The organism is Streptomyces sp. SID10853 (genome assembly GCF_010548145.1).
Taxonomy (GTDB): domain Bacteria; phylum Actinomycetota; class Actinomycetes; order Streptomycetales; family Streptomycetaceae; genus Streptomyces.
The window spans coordinates 1-17,917 of the sequence record NZ_JAAGLN010000146.1 but is presented as its reverse complement, the minus strand read 5'-3'; the positions used below and the strand labels follow the sequence as shown (position 1 = coordinate 17,917).

15 protein-coding genes are annotated in these 17,917 nt (G+C 71.3%); 9 read left to right on the top strand and 6 right to left on the bottom strand.

Translation table 11 applies throughout. The features are described 5' to 3' along the window. Positions 1 to 1,143, top strand: a 1,143-nt coding sequence (locus G3I19_RS24130; RefSeq protein WP_164265792.1) for a tetratricopeptide repeat protein, incomplete at its 5' end; no start/stop codon positions are given. Positions 1,144 to 1,226: 83 nt separating this feature from the next. Here G3I19_RS24130 and G3I19_RS24125 read toward each other — a convergent pair. Both G3I19_RS24125 and G3I19_RS24120 read right to left on the bottom strand, forming a co-directional pair. After that, a complete protein-coding gene (locus G3I19_RS24125; protein WP_164265791.1) occupies positions 1,227 to 1,964 on the bottom strand; it encodes a DUF4232 domain-containing protein in 738 nt (245 codons plus the stop codon). A gap of 165 nt (positions 1,965 to 2,129) precedes the next feature. Further along, positions 2,130 to 3,992 (bottom strand): serine hydrolase domain-containing protein, encoded by a 1,863-nt coding sequence (locus G3I19_RS24120; protein ID WP_164265790.1) that lies wholly within the window; start codon positions 3,990 to 3,992, stop codon positions 2,130 to 2,132. Positions 3,993 to 4,162: 170 nt separating this feature from the next. Here G3I19_RS24120 and G3I19_RS24115 point away from each other — a divergent pair, with 170 nt between their 5' ends. The 4 genes from G3I19_RS24115 (at position 4,163) to G3I19_RS24100 (ending at position 9,587) form a co-directional block, all read left to right on the top strand. Continuing rightward, positions 4,163 to 5,269, top strand: coding sequence for a nitronate monooxygenase (locus tag G3I19_RS24115; protein ID WP_164265789.1), 1,107 nt, complete (start codon positions 4,163 to 4,165; stop codon positions 5,267 to 5,269). Then, positions 5,269 to 6,831, top strand: coding sequence for an acyl-CoA synthetase (locus G3I19_RS24110; protein WP_164265788.1), 1,563 nt, complete (start codon positions 5,269 to 5,271; stop codon positions 6,829 to 6,831). The genes G3I19_RS24115 and G3I19_RS24110 overlap by 1 nt, the downstream gene beginning before the upstream one ends. Before the next feature lie 84 nt (positions 6,832 to 6,915). Further along, positions 6,916 to 8,013 carry an ionic transporter y4hA gene (locus tag G3I19_RS24105; protein WP_164265787.1) on the top strand — a complete coding sequence of 366 codons (1,098 nt, stop codon included), beginning with the start codon at positions 6,916 to 6,918 and terminating at the stop codon, positions 8,011 to 8,013. Positions 8,014 to 8,057: 44 nt separating this feature from the next. Continuing rightward, positions 8,058 to 9,587, top strand: coding sequence for a fatty acyl-CoA synthetase (locus G3I19_RS24100; protein WP_164265786.1), 1,530 nt, complete (start codon positions 8,058 to 8,060; stop codon positions 9,585 to 9,587). Positions 9,588 to 9,642: 55 nt separating this feature from the next. On the opposite strand, the gene G3I19_RS24095 is transcribed toward G3I19_RS24100, so the two are convergent. Next, a complete protein-coding gene (locus tag G3I19_RS24095) occupies positions 9,643 to 10,761 on the bottom strand; it encodes an NAD(P)/FAD-dependent oxidoreductase (RefSeq protein WP_164265785.1) in 1,119 nt (372 codons plus the stop codon). A 100-nt stretch (positions 10,762 to 10,861) separates the two neighbouring features. Here G3I19_RS24095 and G3I19_RS24090 point away from each other — a divergent pair, with 100 nt between their 5' ends. Further along, positions 10,862 to 11,443 carry a helix-turn-helix transcriptional regulator gene (locus G3I19_RS24090; protein WP_164265784.1) on the top strand — a complete coding sequence of 194 codons (582 nt, stop codon included), beginning with the start codon at positions 10,862 to 10,864 and terminating at the stop codon, positions 11,441 to 11,443. Between the two features lie 145 nt (positions 11,444 to 11,588). Further along, positions 11,589 to 12,485: a class I SAM-dependent methyltransferase gene (locus G3I19_RS24085; RefSeq protein ID WP_164265783.1), complete on the top strand. Its 897-nt coding sequence runs from the start codon at positions 11,589 to 11,591 to the stop codon at positions 12,483 to 12,485. Positions 12,486 to 12,619: 134 nt separating this feature from the next. On the opposite strand, the gene G3I19_RS24080 is transcribed toward G3I19_RS24085, so the two are convergent. Beyond that, the gene (locus tag G3I19_RS24080) at positions 12,620 to 13,750 is read right to left on the bottom strand and encodes an NAD(P)/FAD-dependent oxidoreductase (RefSeq protein WP_164265782.1); all 1,131 of its coding nucleotides are present in this window, start codon (positions 13,748 to 13,750) and stop codon (positions 12,620 to 12,622) included. A gap of 463 nt (positions 13,751 to 14,213) precedes the next feature. Here G3I19_RS24080 and G3I19_RS24075 point away from each other — a divergent pair, with 463 nt between their 5' ends. Together G3I19_RS24075 and G3I19_RS24070 are read left to right on the top strand one after the other, a co-directional pair. Next, a complete protein-coding gene (locus tag G3I19_RS24075) occupies positions 14,214 to 14,378 on the top strand; it encodes a hypothetical protein (protein ID WP_164265781.1) in 165 nt (54 codons plus the stop codon). A gap of 265 nt (positions 14,379 to 14,643) precedes the next feature. Further along, positions 14,644 to 15,171: a peptidylprolyl isomerase gene (locus tag G3I19_RS24070; RefSeq protein ID WP_164265780.1), complete on the top strand. Its 528-nt coding sequence runs from the start codon at positions 14,644 to 14,646 to the stop codon at positions 15,169 to 15,171. Positions 15,172 to 15,432: 261 nt separating this feature from the next. On the opposite strand, the gene paaK is transcribed toward G3I19_RS24070, so the two are convergent. Together paaK and G3I19_RS24060 are read right to left on the bottom strand one after the other, a co-directional pair. Next, positions 15,433 to 16,740, bottom strand: coding sequence for a phenylacetate--CoA ligase PaaK (paaK, locus tag G3I19_RS24065; RefSeq protein WP_164265779.1), 1,308 nt, complete (start codon positions 16,738 to 16,740; stop codon positions 15,433 to 15,435). A gap of 168 nt (positions 16,741 to 16,908) precedes the next feature. After that, positions 16,909 to 17,607 (bottom strand): TetR/AcrR family transcriptional regulator, encoded by a 699-nt coding sequence (locus G3I19_RS24060; RefSeq protein WP_164265778.1) that lies wholly within the window; start codon positions 17,605 to 17,607, stop codon positions 16,909 to 16,911. Between the last annotated feature and the right edge of the window lie 310 nt (positions 17,608 to 17,917).

Here is a 17,917-nt window from a genome sequence, read left to right as displayed (position 1 = left end):
GGCCTGGTGGCCGCACTGACCGGCCGGCACAACGCCGGGCTCAGCCTGAGCAGGCTGGGCCGCTGGGCGGAGGCGGGGGAGGTGCACCGGGCCGTGGCGGCCGAGCGTGAGTACGCCCTCGGCCCCGACCACCCGGACACCCTGGCCAGCCGCTACGAAGTGGGCTTCACGCTGAGCCGTACCGGCCGGGCGGCCGACGCCCTGCGGGAGTTCACCCGGGTCGCCGACGGCCGGGCCAGGACGCTGGGCGCCGACCACCCCGAGACACTCGCCGCCCGGCAGGAGACGGCGTACGTACTGGGGCAGCTCGGCCGCCACTTCGAGGCGCACCAGGTGTACGCGTCGGTGCTGGCGGCCCGGGAGCGTACCGTCGGCCCCGACCACCCGGACACCCTGCGCTGCCGGCACAATCTCGCCTTCAACCTGAGCAGGCTCGGGCGGCTTGAGGACTCGTACCGGATGGCGTGCGAAGTGGCCGCGGCGCGCGCCGCCGTGCTCGGCGCGGCCCACCCGGACACCCTGGTGACCCGGTACGAAGTCGCTTATGCGCTGGGACAGTTGGGCCGCTGGCCGGAGGCGCTGGAGATCTACCGCGAGGTGGCCGCCGCCAGGGAACAGGCGCTGGGCGCCGACCATCCGGACACACTCGCGACCCGGTACGAGGTGGCCATCAGTCTGGGCCGGCTGGGGCACAGCGAGGAAGCGCTCGAAAGGTTCGGCGCGCTGGTCGGCGACCGCACCCGGGTCCAGGGCCCGGCCGACCCGGAGACCCTGCGGGCCCGGCACGGCCTGGGGGTGAACCTCGGCCGCCTCGGACGGTGGGACGAAGCGCTCGCCGAGGCGCGCGAGGTCTGTGCGCTGCGGGAACAGGTGCTGGGCGCCGACCACCCCGACACCCTGGTCAGCCGCCGCGAGATCGCCGTCGGGCTGGGCTGGCTCGGACGCTGGGCGGACGCGCTCACCGTCTACCGGGAGGTCGCAGCGGCCCGGGAGCGGGTGCTCGGCCTCAGCCATCCCGACGCGCTGGCCAGCCGCAACGACGAGGCGCACTGTCTGGAGCAACTGGGCTGCGGGGACGAGGCGGCCGAGCTGTACCGGCTGGTCGCCACGCGTCGGCAGCAGCGGAGCGCGCCGGGGCTGTGAGCCGCCCCGGCGCGGCTCACAGCTGCGGTCCTCGTGCGGTCCCCGCACCCTGTCGAGCCCGGCGACCGCTCAGCGCACCGGCCTCAGGACCCGATCGGGTTGACGTACGTGGCCGAGTGGGTGGCGCCGTCCTGCTTGGTGATCACACCGCCGAACGGCCACTTCAGCGAGAACTGGCTCTTCTCGTTGGGCGGGGTGATCCGCACCAGACCGGGCTCGAAGGTGCCCGAGCCCGTCTCCGTCGTCGCGCCGAGCGTGATAGTGAAGTCGGTGGTGTCGCCCGGCGACAGCGAGATCGTGGTGCCCTTCTTCGACGAGCGCTCCAGCGACCAGGTGCCGTCGGACGCCTGGTTGCCGACCATGTCGACGCCGGGGAAGCCGGTCAGTGTGCAGGTGCCCTTGCCGATGTTGGTGAAGGCCACTGACGCCTGCGTCTGCTCGTCGGACTTCATGTTCGGTACGGCGTCGCCGCCGGTGGCGAAGGCCGCCTTCAAGTCGGTGGTGTGGCAGCGCGACGACGCGGCACCGGCCGCCGCGCCGCCGTTCCCGCCGGTGGACGAGGAGCCGCCCGGCGCCTTGGTACCGCCGTTGACCGCGGTGCCGCCGGAGCCCGAACCGTCCGAGCCGCTGGAGCTGTCCGAACCATCGGCCGTGCTCTTGCCCGAAGCGGCGCCGTCGGAAGAGGCGGCCGTCGAGGAGTCGTTGGTACCCGCAGCCTTGTCGTCGGACGAGGACGAACAGGCTGCAGCACCGAGGCCGATGGCGGTGACGGCGAGAAGAGCGGCGATCCGGCGGGGTGCGCGATTCAGCTGAGCGGTCATGAGTGTGGGGCCCCTGGCATGAGAGAACGTGATCTACGGCGGTTATCACGCCAAGAATGTCGGATCAGTTGCAGCTTCGGGGAATCCCTGAATGTGACATGGATCTCTGCGTGCCGGGCGGACCTGCCGTCGGCCAGACCCTCCTGACCAGGCGTCACGGCTGGATCAGTCCGCGGAGCGCACCCAGCCGGCCGCCTCGATCCGCGCCGCGTCCGCCGCTCCCGCCCCGTCGAAGAGCGTACGGCGGCCGTCGCCGACCACGATGTCGGTGACGTAGGCCCCGCGGCCCACGTACAGCTGATCGGTCGTGTAGCGCCAGCGCAGCCGTACTTCCCGTCCGTGCCAGGACGCCAGGTCCGCGTCCAGCCGGTGCCAGACACGCCCCGACCAGCCGTCCACCGACCCTGATGGGCGGGCCTCGGGCCGCCGGTCGCCGGTGGTAGTGGAGAAGGGCACCGGCCGCCAGGTCGCACCGGCGTCCGCCGACGCCTCCAGGAACAGGAAATCGGCGTGCGGTTCGCTGTCCCACCACACCGAGGCGCCGAGACGTGTCCGTCCGGACACCGGGGTGACAGCGGGCAGGGTCAGGGTGGCGGTCGCCGAACTCGCCATGCCGGAGAACCAGCTCGTCCGTCCGTGCGCGGCCCGCACCGGCACCGCCCGCGCCAGGCTGTTGCCCGCCTGGACCCGGGGCGCGCTCCCCGTACGCCAGTTGCGCACCGGATGGACCGAGTTGCCCAGCATGATCAGGAAGGAGTCGGTGGACGGGTCGAGCACCAGGCTGGTCCCGGTGAACCCGGTGTGGCCCGCGGTGCGCGGGGTCGCCATCGCGCCCATGTACCAGTGCTGGTAGAGCTCGAACCCGAGGCCGTGGTCGTCCCCGGGGAACGCGGTGTTGAAGTCGGTGAACAGCAGGTCCACCGATTCGGGTCGCAGAATGCGGGCCGGTCCGTACGCGCCGCCGTTCAGCAGCGTGCGGGCCAGGACCGCCAGGTCCCAGGCGCAGGAGAAGACCCCGGCGTGACCGGCGACGCCGTCGAAGCTGTAGGCGTTCTCGTCGTGCACCTCGCCCCAGACCAGCCCGCGGTCCAGCCCCGACCAGGGCGGCCTGGCGTCCTCGGTGGCCGCGATCCGCGGCTTCCAGGAGGCGGGCGGGTTGTAGCGGGTGCGGTGCATACCGAGCGGTGCGGTGATCCCCTCGCGGACCAGGACGTCGAGCGTGCGGCCGGTGATCTTCTCCAGGACCAGCTGCATCGAGATCAGGTTGAGGTCGGAGTAGAGATAGGCGGTGCCGGGCGCGTTGATCGGCGCCTCGGCCCACAGCATCCGCAGTCTGCCCTCCCGTGTCGGTGCCTTGTACAGCGCCAGCGTCGCGCGGAACCCGGAGGTGTGCGTGAGGAGCTGACGTACCGTCATGTCTGCTTTGCCGGCCGCGCCGAACTCGGGGAGGTACGAGGCGACCTTCGCGGTCAGTTTCAGTGCGCCCCGCTCGATCTGCTGCACCGCGACGAGCGAGGTGAAGAGTTTGGAGACGGACGCCAGGTCGTAGAGGGTGTCCCGGTCCGCCGCGATCTGCTGGTCAGGGGGGAACTCCACGCCGGTGTCGGACTTCTCGTCGTACGCCGAGTAGCGCACCGCGTGCCCGATCGGCTCGTGCAGCGCCACCGTGCCGCCGCGGCCGGCGAGCAGTACGGCACCCGCGTACCACGGGTGGGTGGGGGAGGGGCCGAGGAACGTCCGTGCCCCGCTGACCAGTTGGCGCAGCTGACCCGGGAGCAGCCCGGCCTGCTCGGCGGTGCCGTGCCTGAGTGTCGTACGCCCGGAGCCGGAGCCGGAGCCGGAGCCGGAGCCGGCACCCGGAGCGGCGGGGTTCGTGCCGCGCCCGGATCCCTGGCCCGCAGCCGGTCCCCCCGCCGCGGCGGCCGGGCCCAGCGGGAGCGAGGCCAGGGCGAGTGCCCCTCCCAGAGCCAGCATTCCGCTGCCCAGCCGGCGTCTGCTGATGTCCCCGCCCGCGGTGTTGCCGCTCATCCCAGCACTCCTTGAAAGTATCTTTCGGCGCCCTGTCGACTGCGGAAACTTTCTGCCATCGGTACGGGGGTGTCAACCCTCGCACCGCGTGTCTCCGGCGCCGCAAAGAATCTGACACTGCATCAGAAAATCTCTTCCCTCGAATGCTCCGCTGGGGCATCCTGCGCCCCATGGAGACGGAGCTGAGCAAGAAACTGGGGATCGAGCACGCAATCTTCGGCTTCACGCCCTTCCCCGCCGTGGCCGCCGCCATCACCCGGGCCGGCGGATTCGGGGTACTCGGAGCGGTCCGCTACACCGCCCCCGACGAACTGGCGCGTGATCTCGACTGGATGCAGGAGCACACCGGCGGACTGCCGTACGGCCTCGATGTCGTCATGCCCGCGAAGAAGGTGGAGGGGGTGACGGAGGCCGAGGTCGAGGCGATGATCCCGGAGGGGCACCGCCGGTACGTGGAGGAGACCCTCGCCAAACACGGGGTCCCCGAGTTCCCCGAGGGTGAGGCCTCCGGCTGGCGGATCACCGGATGGATGGAGCAGGTCGCCCGCAACCAGCTCGATGTCGCCTTCGACTATCCGATCAAGCTGCTCGCCAACGCCCTCGGCTCCCCGCCCGCCGACGTCATCGAACGCGCCCACCGCCACAATGTCCTGGTCGCGGCGCTGGCCGGCAGTGCCAAGCACGCCAGGCGCCACGCCGAGGCCGGGATCGACATCGTCGTCGCCCAGGGGTACGAGGCGGGCGGCCACACCGGCGACATCGCGTCCATGGTGCTCACCCCCGACGTGGTCGACGCGGTGTCCCCGCTGCCGGTGCTGGCCGCCGGCGGGATCGGCAGCGGCGAGCAGATCGCCGCCGGTATCGCGCTCGGCGCCCAGGGCGTCTGGCTCGGCTCGCTCTGGCTCACCACCACCGAGGCCGAGATGCACTCCCGCGCACTCACCCAGAAGCTCATCGAAGCGGGCTCGGGCGACACCGTGCGCTCCCGTGCGCTGACCGGCAAACCCGCCCGCCAGCTCCGTACGGAATGGACCGACGCCTGGGACGACCCCTCCGGGCCCGGCACCCTGCCCATGCCGCTGCAGGGGCTGCTCGTGGCCGACGCGGTCTCCCGGATCCAGAAGTACGAGGTCGCCCCGCTGCTCGGCACCCCGGTCGGCCAGATCGTCGGCCGGATGAACTCCGAACGCGGTGTTCAGGAGGTGTTCGACGACCTGACCCGCGGCTTCGAGCGGGCCATCGACCGGATCAACCGCATCGCAGGACGGAGTCACTGATGGCAGCGACGGACAGCCAGACCCCCAACGGCTTCTGGGCCCAGGCCACCGCCGACCCCGGCCGCACGGTCCTCATCGCACCCGACGGCGAGGAGTGGACGGCCGGACGGCTGCACACCGCCGTCAACCAGCTGGTGCACGGGCTGCGGGCCGCGGGGCTGGAGCGCGGGGACGCCTTCGCGGTCGTACTGCCGAACGGCGTCGAGTTCCTCACCGCGTATCTCGCCGCATCGCAGGCCGGGCTCTATCTGGTGCCGGTCAACCACCACTTCGTCGGACCTGAGATCGCCTGGATCGTCTCCGACTCCGGGGCCAAGGTCCTCATCGCCCACGAGCGTTTCGCCGAAGCGGCCACGGCGGCCGCTGACGAGGCAGGGCTGCCCGCAACCCACCGGTACGCGGTCGGGGCCATCCCGGGTTTCCGCCCCTACGGCGAACTCCCCGGCGGGCAGCCCGGATCCGTACCCGAAGACCGCACCCTCGGCTGGGTCATGAACTACACATCGGGCACCACCGGCCGGCCCCGCGGCATCCGCCGCCCGCTGCCCGGCAAGCTACCCGAGGAGACCTACCTCGGCGGGTTCCTCGCGATCTTCGGGATCCGCCCCTTCGACGGCAACGTCCATCTCGTCTGCTCGCCGCTCTACCACACCGCCGTACTCCAGTTCGCGGGCGCCGCCCTGCACATCGGCCACCCCCTGGTCCTGATGGACAAGTGGACGCCCGAGGAGATGCTGCGCAGCATCGACGCGCACGGGTGCACCCACACCCATATGGTCCCGACCCAGTTCCACCGTCTCCTCGCGCTGCCCGACGAGGTCAAGGAGCGGTACGACGTGACGTCGATGCGCCATGCCATCCACGGCGCCGCGCCCTGCCCCGACCACGTCAAACGGGCGATGATCGACTGGTGGGGGCACTGTGTCGAGGAGTACTACGCGGCCAGCGAGGGCGGCGGCGCCTTCGCCACGGCCGAGGACTGGCTGAAGAAGCCGGGCACCGTCGGCAAGGCTTGGCCCATCAGTGAACTCGCCATCCACGACGACGACGGCAACCGGCTGCCGCCCGGCGAACTGGGCACCGTCTACATGAAGATGTCCACCGGCGGCTTCAGCTACCACAAGGACAAGGCCAAGACGGCGAAGAACCGTATAGGTGACTTCTTCACCGTCGGCGACCTGGGCCTGCTCGACGAGGACGGCTACCTCTTCCTCCGCGACCGCAAGATCGACATGATCATTTCCGGCGGGGTCAACATCTACCCGGCGGAGATCGAGTCCGCGCTGCTCAGCCACCCCGCCGTCGCCGACGCCGCCGCCTTCGGTATCCCGCACGCGGACTGGGGCGAGGCGGTCAAGGCCGTCATCGAACCCGCCGAAGGCGCCGTGCCGGGCGACGCGCTCGCCGCCGAGATCCTGGCCCACTGCGAGTCCCGGCTCGCCGGGTACAAACGACCCAGGAGCGTCGACTTCATCGAGGCGATGCCCCGCGACCCCAACGGCAAGCTCTACAAGCGACGGCTGCGCGAGCCGTACTGGGAGGGCCACGAGCGCCCGCTCTGACACGCGCGCGTACGGGGGCAGGGGCGGGCCCGGCCGGGGCGCGCTCGGCGGGCAGCCGCTGATCATCTCCGTCAGCATGGCCCCATGAGAGCGCCGAGCCGGGCCCTGGCCGCACAGTGGACCACCGCGGTCCCCGTGGTCGCCGTCGTGGCCCTGATCTTCAGCTGGGGCCGCGAGCTGCCGGTGTTCGCCGTCGTGCTGGTGGCGCTCTGCCTGGCCGGAGCGGTGCTGGCCGCCGTGCACCACGCCGAGGTGATCGCCCACCGGGTGGGGGAGCCCTTCGGCTCGCTGGTCCTGGCGGTCGCCGTCACCGTCATCGAGGTGGCCCTCATCGTCACCCTGATGGCCGACGGGGGCTCCAAGTACTCCTCGCTGGCCCGGGACACCGTCTTCGCCGCCGTGATGATCACATGCAACGGGATCGTGGGCCTCTCCCTGCTGGTCGGCGCGGTACGCCGCGGCTTCGCCGTCTTCAACGCGGAAGGCTCGGGCACCGCCCTGTCCGCGGTGGCCGCGCTGTCGACCCTCACCCTCGTCCTGCCGAGGTTCACCAAGAAGCCGGGACCGGAGTTCAGCGGCCCCCAGCTGGCCTTCGCCGCCATCGCCTCGCTCTGTCTGTACGGCCTCTTCGTCGCCGTACAGACGGTCCGTCACCGCGACTACTTCCTGCCCGTCACGCAGGAGGGCGAGATCCAGGACGAGGAAGGCCACGCGCCGCCGCCCGGCCGCCGGGCCGCGCTGCTGAGCCTCGCTCTGCTGCTCGTCGCCCTGATCGCGGTCGTCGGCAACGCCAAAGCCATCTCGCCGACCCTGGAGTCGGGCGTCGAAGCGGCCGGGCTGCCCCACGCCGTCGTCGGCGTGGTGATCGCCCTGCTCGTGCTGCTCCCGGAGACGCTCGCCGCCGTACGCGCGGCGCGCCGCGACCGGGTGCAGACCAGCCTCAACCTCGGGCTCGGCTCCGCCATGGCGAGCATCGGCCTCACGATTCCCGCCATCGCACTGGCATCCATCTGGCTCACCGGCCCCCTGCTGCTCGGGCTCGGAGCCACCCATATGGTGCTGCTCGCACTGACCCTGGTGGTCGGCGCGCTGACGATCGTCCCCGGCCGGGCGACCCTGATGCAGGGCGGCATCCACCTGGCGATCTTCGCCGCCTTCGTGTTCCTGGCCGTCAGCCCCTGAGCGCCTCCCTTGACCAGCACCCCGGCGGACCGCAGGATCACGCCATGACACAGGACCACGACACGACAGGTGTACGCGCCGGCACGGTCGACGCCATCCTGCGCCGCAGCGCGCGCCGGGTTCCCGGGCGCACCGCCGTCCGGTACGGGGACCGTGCCTGGAGCTACGCCGCCCTCGACGAGGCGGTCACCACAGCGGCCGCCGTCCTGACCGAGCACGGGCTGCGGACCGGCGACCGGGTCGCCTCCTACGGCAACAACTCGGACGTGTACCTCATCGGCTTCCTCGCCTGCGCCCGGGCCGGGCTGATCCACGTCCCGGTGAACCAGAACCTCACGGGAGACGAACTGGCCTACATCCTGCGCCAGTCGGGCAGCGCGCTGGTGCTGGCGGACCCCGTCATCGCCGACGCTGTCCCCGACGGCTTCCCCGTACGCCTGCTGCGCGGAAGCGACGCATCGCTGCTGGCCGCGCTCGGCACGCCCCGGCCCTTCACCCCCGAGCACCCGCCCGGCTCGGACGACCTGGTGCAGCTGCTCTACACCTCGGGCACCACCGCACTCGCCAAGGGCGCGATGATGACGCACCGGGCGCTCGTCCATGAGTACGTCAGCGCCATCACCTCACTCGGCCTGCGGGAGACGGACCGGCCGCTGCACTCGCTGCCGCTGTACCACTCGGCCCAGCTGCACGTCTTTCTGGTGCCGTATCTGGCGGTGGGCGCCGAGAACACCATCCTGGACGCCCCGGACGCGGCCGAGGTGTTCCGGCTGGTCGAGGCGGGCCTCGCCGACACCCTCTTCGCGCCGCCCACCGTGTGGATCGGCTTCTCCCGCCACCCGGACTTCGCCACCCGCGATCTGAGCGGGCTCCGCAAGGCGTTCTACGGTGCGTCGATCATGCCGGTGCCCGTGCTGGAACGGCTCCAGGAGCGGCTGCCGGGGCTGGCCTTCCACAACTGTTTCGGCCAGAGCGAGATCGGGCCGCTCGCCATGGTCCTGGGCCCGGGTGAGCACGAGGGGCGGATGGACTCGTGCGGCAGGCCCGTTCTCTTCGTGGAGGCCGCGGTGGTCGACGAGAACGGCGACGAGGTCCCCGACGGCACGGCGGGTGAAGTGGTCTACCGGTCACCGCAGTTGTGCGAGGGCTACTGGGGCAAACCGGAGGAGACCGCCGAAGCCTTCCGCGACGGCTGGTTCCACTCCGGCGATCTCGCGGTACGCGACGCGCAGGGGTACTTCACCGTCGTCGACCGGGTGAAGGACGTCATCAACTCCGGGGGTGTGCTGGTCGCCTCACGCCAGGTCGAGGATGTGCTCTACACCCACCCGGGGGTCGCCGAAGCGGCGGTCGTCGGGCTGCCCGACGACCGCTGGATCGAGGCGGTCACGGCGGTGGTCGTGGTCTGTGACGACATCACCGAGGCCGAACTGCTCGCCCACGCCCGCGCATCCCTCCCGCACTTCAAGGCCCCGAAGCGGGTCCTGTTCGTGGACTCCCTGCCACGCAACGCCAGCGGGAAGATCCTCAAGCGCGAACTGCGGGACCGCTTCGCGGAGCCCCGGCCGGCCTGAGCCCACCAGCCAGTGCTCTGGGGGGGGCTCGGGTCAGGCGGCGGTCCCGTCCGCGTCAGGCCGTGGCCCCGACGGAACCGGTGGAACTCGTAGAACCGGTGGGACTTGCAGAACTGGTGGGACTCGCGGAACCGGCGGGGCTCGCGGCGGTGAGGGCCGCTTCGGTGTCGGCGGTGGCGAGGGCCGCGTTCATACGGGCCCCGGCCAGGGCCCCTGCCGCCGCCGAAGAGCCGACCTGTGCCATCGGGTCGGTGACGTTGCCCGCCACCCACACCCCCGGCACATCGGTCGTGCCGGCCACGCCGGAGGCGAAGTGGCGGCCCATCCCGTCCGGCAGGTCCTCCATCGGCAGCCGCAGGCCCTCCAGCCCGTCGGCGCGGGCCTGCATCACGGTCGCGACGGCGAGGACGCGCCGCGGGACAGTCCGGCCGTCGGTCAGCCGCACACCGGTGATGCCGCTCCCGTCGGACTCGACTCCCGCGACCGGGGTGTCGACGACGGTGATACCGCGGGCCGCGAACCGCGCCCTGGTGTCATCGTCCAGAGCGGTGCCGTGGGTGAAGTAGACGAGATCCTCGGTCAGCTGGCGGAAGAGCAGCGCGTGGTGGAGCGAGGCGGCGCCGGTCGCGAGGACGCCGATGGGCTCGTCGCGTACTTCCCAGCCGTGGCAGTACGGGCAGTGCACCACGCCGTGTCCCCAGTGCCGGGCCAGCCCCGGAACGTCCGGCAGGACGTCCCGCAGGCCGGTCGCGACCAGCACACGGCGCGCCCGCAGCGCGCCGCCGCCGGCCAGTTCGACGGTGAAACGCAGGTCGTCGTCGGCGGCCCGCGCGGTGGGGGCGGCGGCAGTCACCTCGCCGGTCACCACCAGTCCGCCGTAGCTGCGTACCTCCTCCCGGCCGCGGGCCAGCAGCTCGGCCGGCGGGGTGCCGTCCAGGCCGAGCAGGCCGTGTACGCCTGCGGCCGGGGCGTTGCGAGGGGTACCGCTGTCGATCACGACGACCGAGCGGCGGGAGCGGGCGAGCATCAACGCGCCGTTCAGTCCCGCGGCGCCGCCGCCGATCACCACCGCGTCGACGGTCTTGTTCGGCAGCGGGTCGCTCGCGTGCCCCGCGGCCACCTGCTCATCGGTGACGTTCTCATCGGTCGGATTCTCAACAGTCTTGACGGTCATGGCCGTTCTGTGTCCCTTCGTGGTGCGGGCGGACCCCGGTCGCGGGGCCGCACAGGACGACCGTAAGCACCGTATGCGGTGAAGGCATACGATGTTGCCTATGACGCAAGACGATGACGATGTGGACAGCCTGGTACGCAAACGCATCCGCGCGCTGCGAGCGGCGCAGGGCTGGTCCCTGGAGGAGCTGGCGAACCGTGCCCGGATGAGCCAGTCCTCACTCAGCCGCATCGAGAACGGGCAGCGCCGCCTGGCGCTCGACCAGCTCCTCACGCTCGCCCGGGCCCTGGACACCACCCTCGACCAGCTCGTCGAAACCGCTGGTGACGATGTGATCTCCAGTCCGGTGATCGACGGCGCCCATGGGGTGCTGCGTTGGCCGGTCAAGGCCGACCCCGGTATGACGGTGCTGCGCCAGCGTATGACGGACCCGCCGTCGGACAGCCCTGCGCGCCTGCGCGCTCACCCGGGCCGTGAATGGTTTGTCGTCCTCTCCGGAACCGCCGTCCTGCTGCTGGGAAACCGCCGCTTCCGTGTGGAGACCAACCAGGCGGCCGAGTTCCCCACCATGCTTCCGCACGCGCTCGGTGCCGAGGGCGGCCCGTGCGAAGTCCTGGGGATCTTCGACCGTGACGCCCGCCGCGGCCACCAGGGCGACAGGGCCACTTCGCGTGAGGACTGACCGCGGGGACTGGCTGCCGCGATTGCGCGGTGGTTCGCGTGCCGGCTGGGCGGGTTCATGCGTCCTGAGCAGCCGGAGAGGCCATCGTCTTGCCTTATCCGCAAGCAATCGTGCATGCGGCGCATGGCCCGCTTACCGTCGCAGCATGACTCACACCGCCCACACCCCCCACACCGCCGCCCAGAGCCCCGAGGCCCACCGCTCCCACCAGCACGGACATGACGACCACGGCCACGACGACTCCCATGCACAGGTGGAGATCCTCGATCTGGACGCCGAAGTTCTCGCCGAGCACATCGCCTCCATCACCGCCTGGCTCCCCGTCGCGGAGAGCCCTCGCCGGATCGTCGACCTCGGCTGTGGGACGGGCGCCGGAACCTTCGCCCTGCTCGCACGCTTCCCCGACGCGCACGTCACCGCCGTCGATGCCTCGGCCGCCCATCTGCGGCGCCTGCGGGAGAAGGCGTGCGCCCTGGGTGTCGAGGACCGCGTACGCACTGTCCAGGCCGATCTCGACACCGGCAGACCGGAGCTGGGCACACCCGATCTGGTGTGGGCCTCGGCCTCCCTGCACCACCTGGCCGACCCCGACCGCACCCTGCGCCAGGTCCACGGCGCACTCGCTCCGGGCGGGCTCATCGCCGTCGTCGAACTCGCCGGCTTCCCCCGCTTCCTGCCCGAGGACGCCCCGCTGGAACGGCCGGGCCTGGAAGGGCGCTGCCACGCCGCCGTCGACCGCGACAGTGCCGAGCAGATGCCCCACCGCGGCGCCGACTGGGGCCCGAAACTGACGGCCGCGGGATTCACCGTCGAAGGCGAGCGCCCGGTCACCGTGCACATCGACGGTTCCCGCTCCCCGGCGGTCGGCCGCTACGCCCTCAGCGGCCTGCGGCGCATGCGCGATACCGCCGCAGATGCCCTCACGCCGGAGGACCTGGCAGCCCTCGACCGGCTGCTCGACACCGACAGCCCGCACAGTGTGCTGCGCCGCGACGACCTCGCCGTACGCACCGAACGCACGGTGTGGGCCGCACGCCGCTGAACGCCCGCTCCCGCTAGGGGGCGTGGGGCACGAGGCACTGCCAGGGGGCTGCCTCGTGCCCGCGTCCACCGGCGGCGGAACTTCTCGTCCGACGCCGACCTCGTCATCCGGCTCCGCACACCGGCCGGGTGTGCCTAGTCACTCTGCGCGCTGATCATCCTCAGCATGGCCTGGGCCGTGTTGTCCTCGGAGTCGATTCCGTGGACCTCGGCGCCGTCAAACGTGACGGGCTCGGCACCGCGGGCGAACAGGGCCTCTTCGTACTCGGTCAGTGCGGTCTCGATGTCGTCGCGACGCGCAGCGAGTGCCTTGCCGAGTTCCGCGCCGTCGAGCATGGCCAGGTTGGCACCTTCGCCGTTCGGGGCCGCGAGATGGGCCGCGTCGCCGAGCAGGGTCACCCCAGGCACCCGGTCCCACCGGTGCTCGGTCGGCAGGGCGTGATGGGGGCGCAGCACGGGCGGGACATCCGCGTCCGTGATCAGCGCGGTGAGCTCCGGTGCCCAGCCGTCGAACTCCCGCGCGATCCGCGCGGAAGCGCCGAAGGCATCGCCGAAGTCGACAGCGGCGAACCAGTCCAGTGGCTTGGACAGTGCCACATAGGCGTGCAGCGTGTCGCCGCTCTCCCGGTGAGCGAAGATCTCCTTGCCCGGTGAAGGGGCGATCATCGACCCACCGCCGACCATCTTCGCAGTACTGGTGTGCCGGGTGTCGGCGTCGAACAGGAAGGTCTCGACGAACGAGGTGCCGACGTACTCGGGTGTGGCATCGGAGAGCAGTGGCCGGACCCGGGACCATGCGCCGTCCGCGCCGACCAGCAGGCTTGTGACGGCGGTACTGCCGTCGGCGAAGGTCACCTCGTGGCCGCCGTCACCGAGGGGGCGTACACCGCTGACCTTGTGGCCCCAGCGGACGGTACCGGCCGGGAGCGATTCGAGCAGGATCCGCCGCAGCTCGCCGCGCTGTACCTCGGGGCGTGCGCCCGTGCCGTCGTCGGGGATCTCGTGCAGAACGGTGCCGTCCGGTTCGACGAGCCGCATCGTCTGACGCCCCGCTATGACGATGGTCCGGAACTCGCCCATGAGACCGGCCTCCTGGAGGGCGAGCTGCCCGTTGTAGTCGTGGATGTCGAGCATCCCGCCCTGCGGGCGCGACGACGGGGAGGGGTCGGCCTCGTAGACCGTGACCGGGATTCTGTGGAGGTGCAGGACGCGGGCCAACGCAAGGCCGCCGAGTCCGGCGCCGATGACCGTGACAGGGGTGCGCATAGGGGCTCCTCGGTGTCAGGGCCGCCGATCCCCGGCGGCCGTGACTGAAAGGTGCCAGCACCTGCCGACGAACTACCGATATCTGACCGACAGCCACTGACAGATGACCTACATGAGATCACCGGACGCTCCTCGCCTGCGGAGCCCGGCGGGCCATCCACCCTCTGCTGCACAGCCCGACAGCGTCACCCATCTCCCGCTTCGTCGGACAGCGCCCGCGGTCTGCGACCGAATCGCGCAGACGGCGCAGGGTGCCAGTCGGCCTGGGCTCGCCGAGGCCGTGGGCGAAGCTGCGCCTCATGCCCGGGGACAGAGCGCAGGTTCGAATTTCTTTGCACCCTCGATCGGGATCATCCCCGAACATGTGCGGCGGGGTGTCCTCCGTTCGGCTGCACAGCCAGAACGGACGGGGGTGTGGGGGCGTTCATGAACAGAAGGCAGGACCACGCGACGAGGAGGAGTCATGAGTCTCTCGGATCAGTTCAAGAAGAGGGCGGACGAGCTCGCGGAGCAGGCGAAGTCGGCCTTGGGAGACCGCGGCTCGAAGGCCGAGGAGGCTGAGGAGAAGGCCCGCGAGAACGCCGGAGGGTCGCTGGAGGAGGACCAGCAGGAGGAATCCGACAACTGACGCCTCTCCCGCCTGCGACGGCCGTTGCCTGGGCTCTCGTCGCGGGTGGGGAGGGGCGAATCGGGGGCAGCCCGCCTTGGGCGACCGGGCACGCTGCGGACGTATCACTGAAGGCCGCCGGTGGCGGGTGGGGCTGTGCGCGACCCGGTGCGGACCGGCGGACCGGCCGTCCCCGTGCGGGTCAGGCGCGTGTCGCCGGCAGCAACCCGGCTGGGCCGGCCGGAAGACTGGCCGGGACCGTAGACCACACAACGAGGGAATTGGCATGGCGGAAATGACGTACACGATCCTGAAGACCAACCAGGGAGACATCGTGATCCGGCTGTTCCCGGATCACGCTCCGAAGACCGTGGCCAACTTCGTGGAACTGGCCAAGGGCGAGCGGCAGTGGACCGACCCGAACACTGGGCAGCCGAGCAACGAACCGCTGTACGACGGGACAGTGTTCCACCGGGCGATCGAGGGCTTCATGATCCAGGGTGGTGATCCTCTGGGTAACGGGACGGGCGGGCCGGGGTACAAGTTCGGCGACGAGTTTCACCCGGACCTGGCGTTCACCCGTCCGTACATGGTGGCCATGGCCAACGCGGGGCCCGGTACCAACGGATCGCAGTTCTTCATCACCGTGGGGGCCGTTGCCTGGCTCACCGGTAAGCACACCATCTTCGGCGAAGTCGCCGATGACGGCAGCAGGCAGATCGTTGACCGCATCGTCACGACAGAAACCGACCCCCGCACCGACCGGCCTGTGAAGGACGTGGTGATCGAGAAGGTCGTCATCGAAACCCGCTGACGCCTGGCCTCAGGCAAAGGCCCCTGACCGTTGGCCAGTTGCGCGAACGAGCCAGTGGGTCCCTGCGGCCGGCGTGCGCCCGGCGGTCGATGCGGCGCCGGCGCACCCTCAGCAGCCTCCGGCGTCGCGAGCCTGGCGTGAGCGCGGGGTCGGGGGCGGCCGCAGGGCCGGTGCCCGGACGTCTTCGGTCTGGCCCAGGAAGCCTTCGGCGCCGGGGCCCGCGTCATGAGCTCAAGGGACGCGAGTCGCCCCATGGAGCCCTTACATGCCGCGCGGTGACCCAGGATCTGTTCGCAGGTCCACGATCCGCTTGAACTTCCCCACCGACCGTTCGAGCGTTTCGGGGGCGACGACCTCGACGCGGGCCGAGATCCCGATGGAGTCCTTGATGGCCGCCGTGACCGACCGGGCGGCGGTCTCCCGTGCCTCCGGTGAGGCGTCCTGTCTGGCTTCCGCCCGTACGGTCAGCGCGTCCATCCGGCCCTCCCGCGTGAGCCGGAGCTGGAAGTGCGGGGCGAGTCCCGGGGTGCGCAGCACGATCTCCTCCACCTGGGTGGGGAAGAGGTTCACCCCGCGCACGATCACCAGGTCGTCGCTGCGCCCGGTGATCCGCTCCATCCGCCGGAATGTCCTGGCGGTGCCGGGCAGCAGCCGGGTCAGATCCCTGGTCCGGTAGCGGATCACCGGCATGGCCTCCTTGGTGAGCGAGGTGAACACCAACTCCCCCTGCTCGCCGTCCGGCAGGGCCTCACCCGTGACCGGGTCGACCACCTCGGGGTAGAAGTGGTCCTCCCAGATGTGCAGGCCGTCCTTGGTCTCCACGCACTCCTGGGCCACGCCCGGCCCCATGACCTCGGAGAGCCCGTAGATGTCGACGGCGTCGATCGCGAAGCGCTCCTCGATCTCGCGCCGCATCTCCTCCGTCCATGGTTCGGCGCCGAATATGCCGACCCGCAGGGACGTGGACCTGGGGTCGATGCCCCGGCGCTCGAACTCGTCGAGCAGCGTGAGCATGTAGGTGGGCGTCACCATGATGACCTCGGGGCGGAAGTCCTGGATCAGCTGCACCTGCCGTGCCGTCATCCCGCCGGACGCGGGGATCACCGTGCAGCCGAGGCGCTCGGCGCCGTAGTGGGCGCCGAGGCCGCCGGTGAACAGCCCGTATCCGTACGCCACATGGACCTTGTCGCCGGGCCTGCCGCCCGCCGCGCGGATGGACCTGGCCACCACGTCAGCCCAGGTGGACAGGTCGCGCTCGGTGTAGCCGACGACGGTGGGGCGGCCCGTCGTGCCGCTGGAGGCGTGGATACGGCGTACGTCGGACTGCGGCACGGCGAACATCCCGAAGGGGTACTGGTCGCGCAGGTCGGCCTTGCAGGTGAAGGGGAACCGGGCCAGGTCGGCGAGGGTGCGGCAGTCCTCGGGGCGCAGTCCCGCCTTGTCGAAGGACTCCCGGTAGAACGGCACGTTCTCGTACGCGTGCCGGAGCGTCGTGCGCAGCCGCTCGGTCTGCAGGGCTTCGAGCTCTTCGCGGCTGAGCTGTTCCGCCGCGTCCAGCTGGGCTGTCATGTGGTCACTCCCGTCCCGACCGGCCGACCTGTCCGACCCGCCGACCGATCATTCGGTCGACCCGTGTGCGATCAGTAATTCAGGAGTGGGCCGGGCCGTCAAGAGCTGTGCACAAGCAAGAGGGGCGTCAAGAGCTGTGCGCAAGGGTGCAAGGGATGAGCCCCCCGGTCACCGGTCCGGGAGCGCGGGCGCCTGCAGGGAACGGGTCAGGTCGTCGATGAAGGCGTGCACATCACCCAGCTGCCAGACGCCGCCCGCCGGACGGTCCAGGAGGAGCCTGCCGTGCACCGACGACCACACCGACACGGCCGCGGCCTCCGGGGACCGGGTGTGCCGCGCGCCCGGTTCCGTCAGCCGGCCGACCGCCGTGCGCCAGCGGGCCGCGACCTCGGCCGGACCCTCGTCGTGCGGGCCCACGCCGTTGAACATCACCCGGAAGCTCGTCGGGTTCTCCTCGGCGAACCGGGCGTACGCGTGCGCCAGTGCGGCCAGCCGGGCAGCGGGCGACTGGCCGGCGGCCGCCCGGTCCGCGCTGTCCAGGTCCGCGAGCAGTTCCCCGAAGAGATGGCCGAGCGCGGCCCGGGTGAGCTCGTCCTTGCCCGAGAAGTGGCGGTAGATCGCCGGCGCGGTGATGCCCGCCTCCCGCGCCACCTCCCGCAGCGACAGCGGCACCGGACGCATGCGCTGCTGATCGGCGATCAGCCGCAGTACCGCCTCGATGATCTCCGTGCGGAGCCTCTCGCCCTCGCCGCGCGCATTGCGCAGCCGTTCGCCCTCGCCGCGGCCCGTGCGCGGCCGCGGTCCGCAGCTCGGCTGCCCGGAGCTCGGCGGTACGGCCGCCGGCCGCGGCTCGGGATGTCTGTGCATGCGCCAAGCCTGACACAAGGGCGGCCCCGGCTCCCGCGGATCGCTGGAGGGGCGGTCGTGGTCCGCTATGTGCCAACTCCCTCGCGGGGATGGGCAGGGGCGGGATTGGCCAGGTAGGTAAACAGGCGTAAAGTCCTGAGCGTTCACTTCACTGTGGTGTGCGGCGGCGCCGGGCACCGTGACCATCGGAGCGGCCATGCGTACCCCCACCGAAGACCAGGGCGGGCGCTCCGGCGCCGAGCAGCGCGGGGCCCTCGCGTGAGCGCTCCGCGCCGGGTCGTGGTCGTCGGCGCGTCCGCCGCGGTCCTCG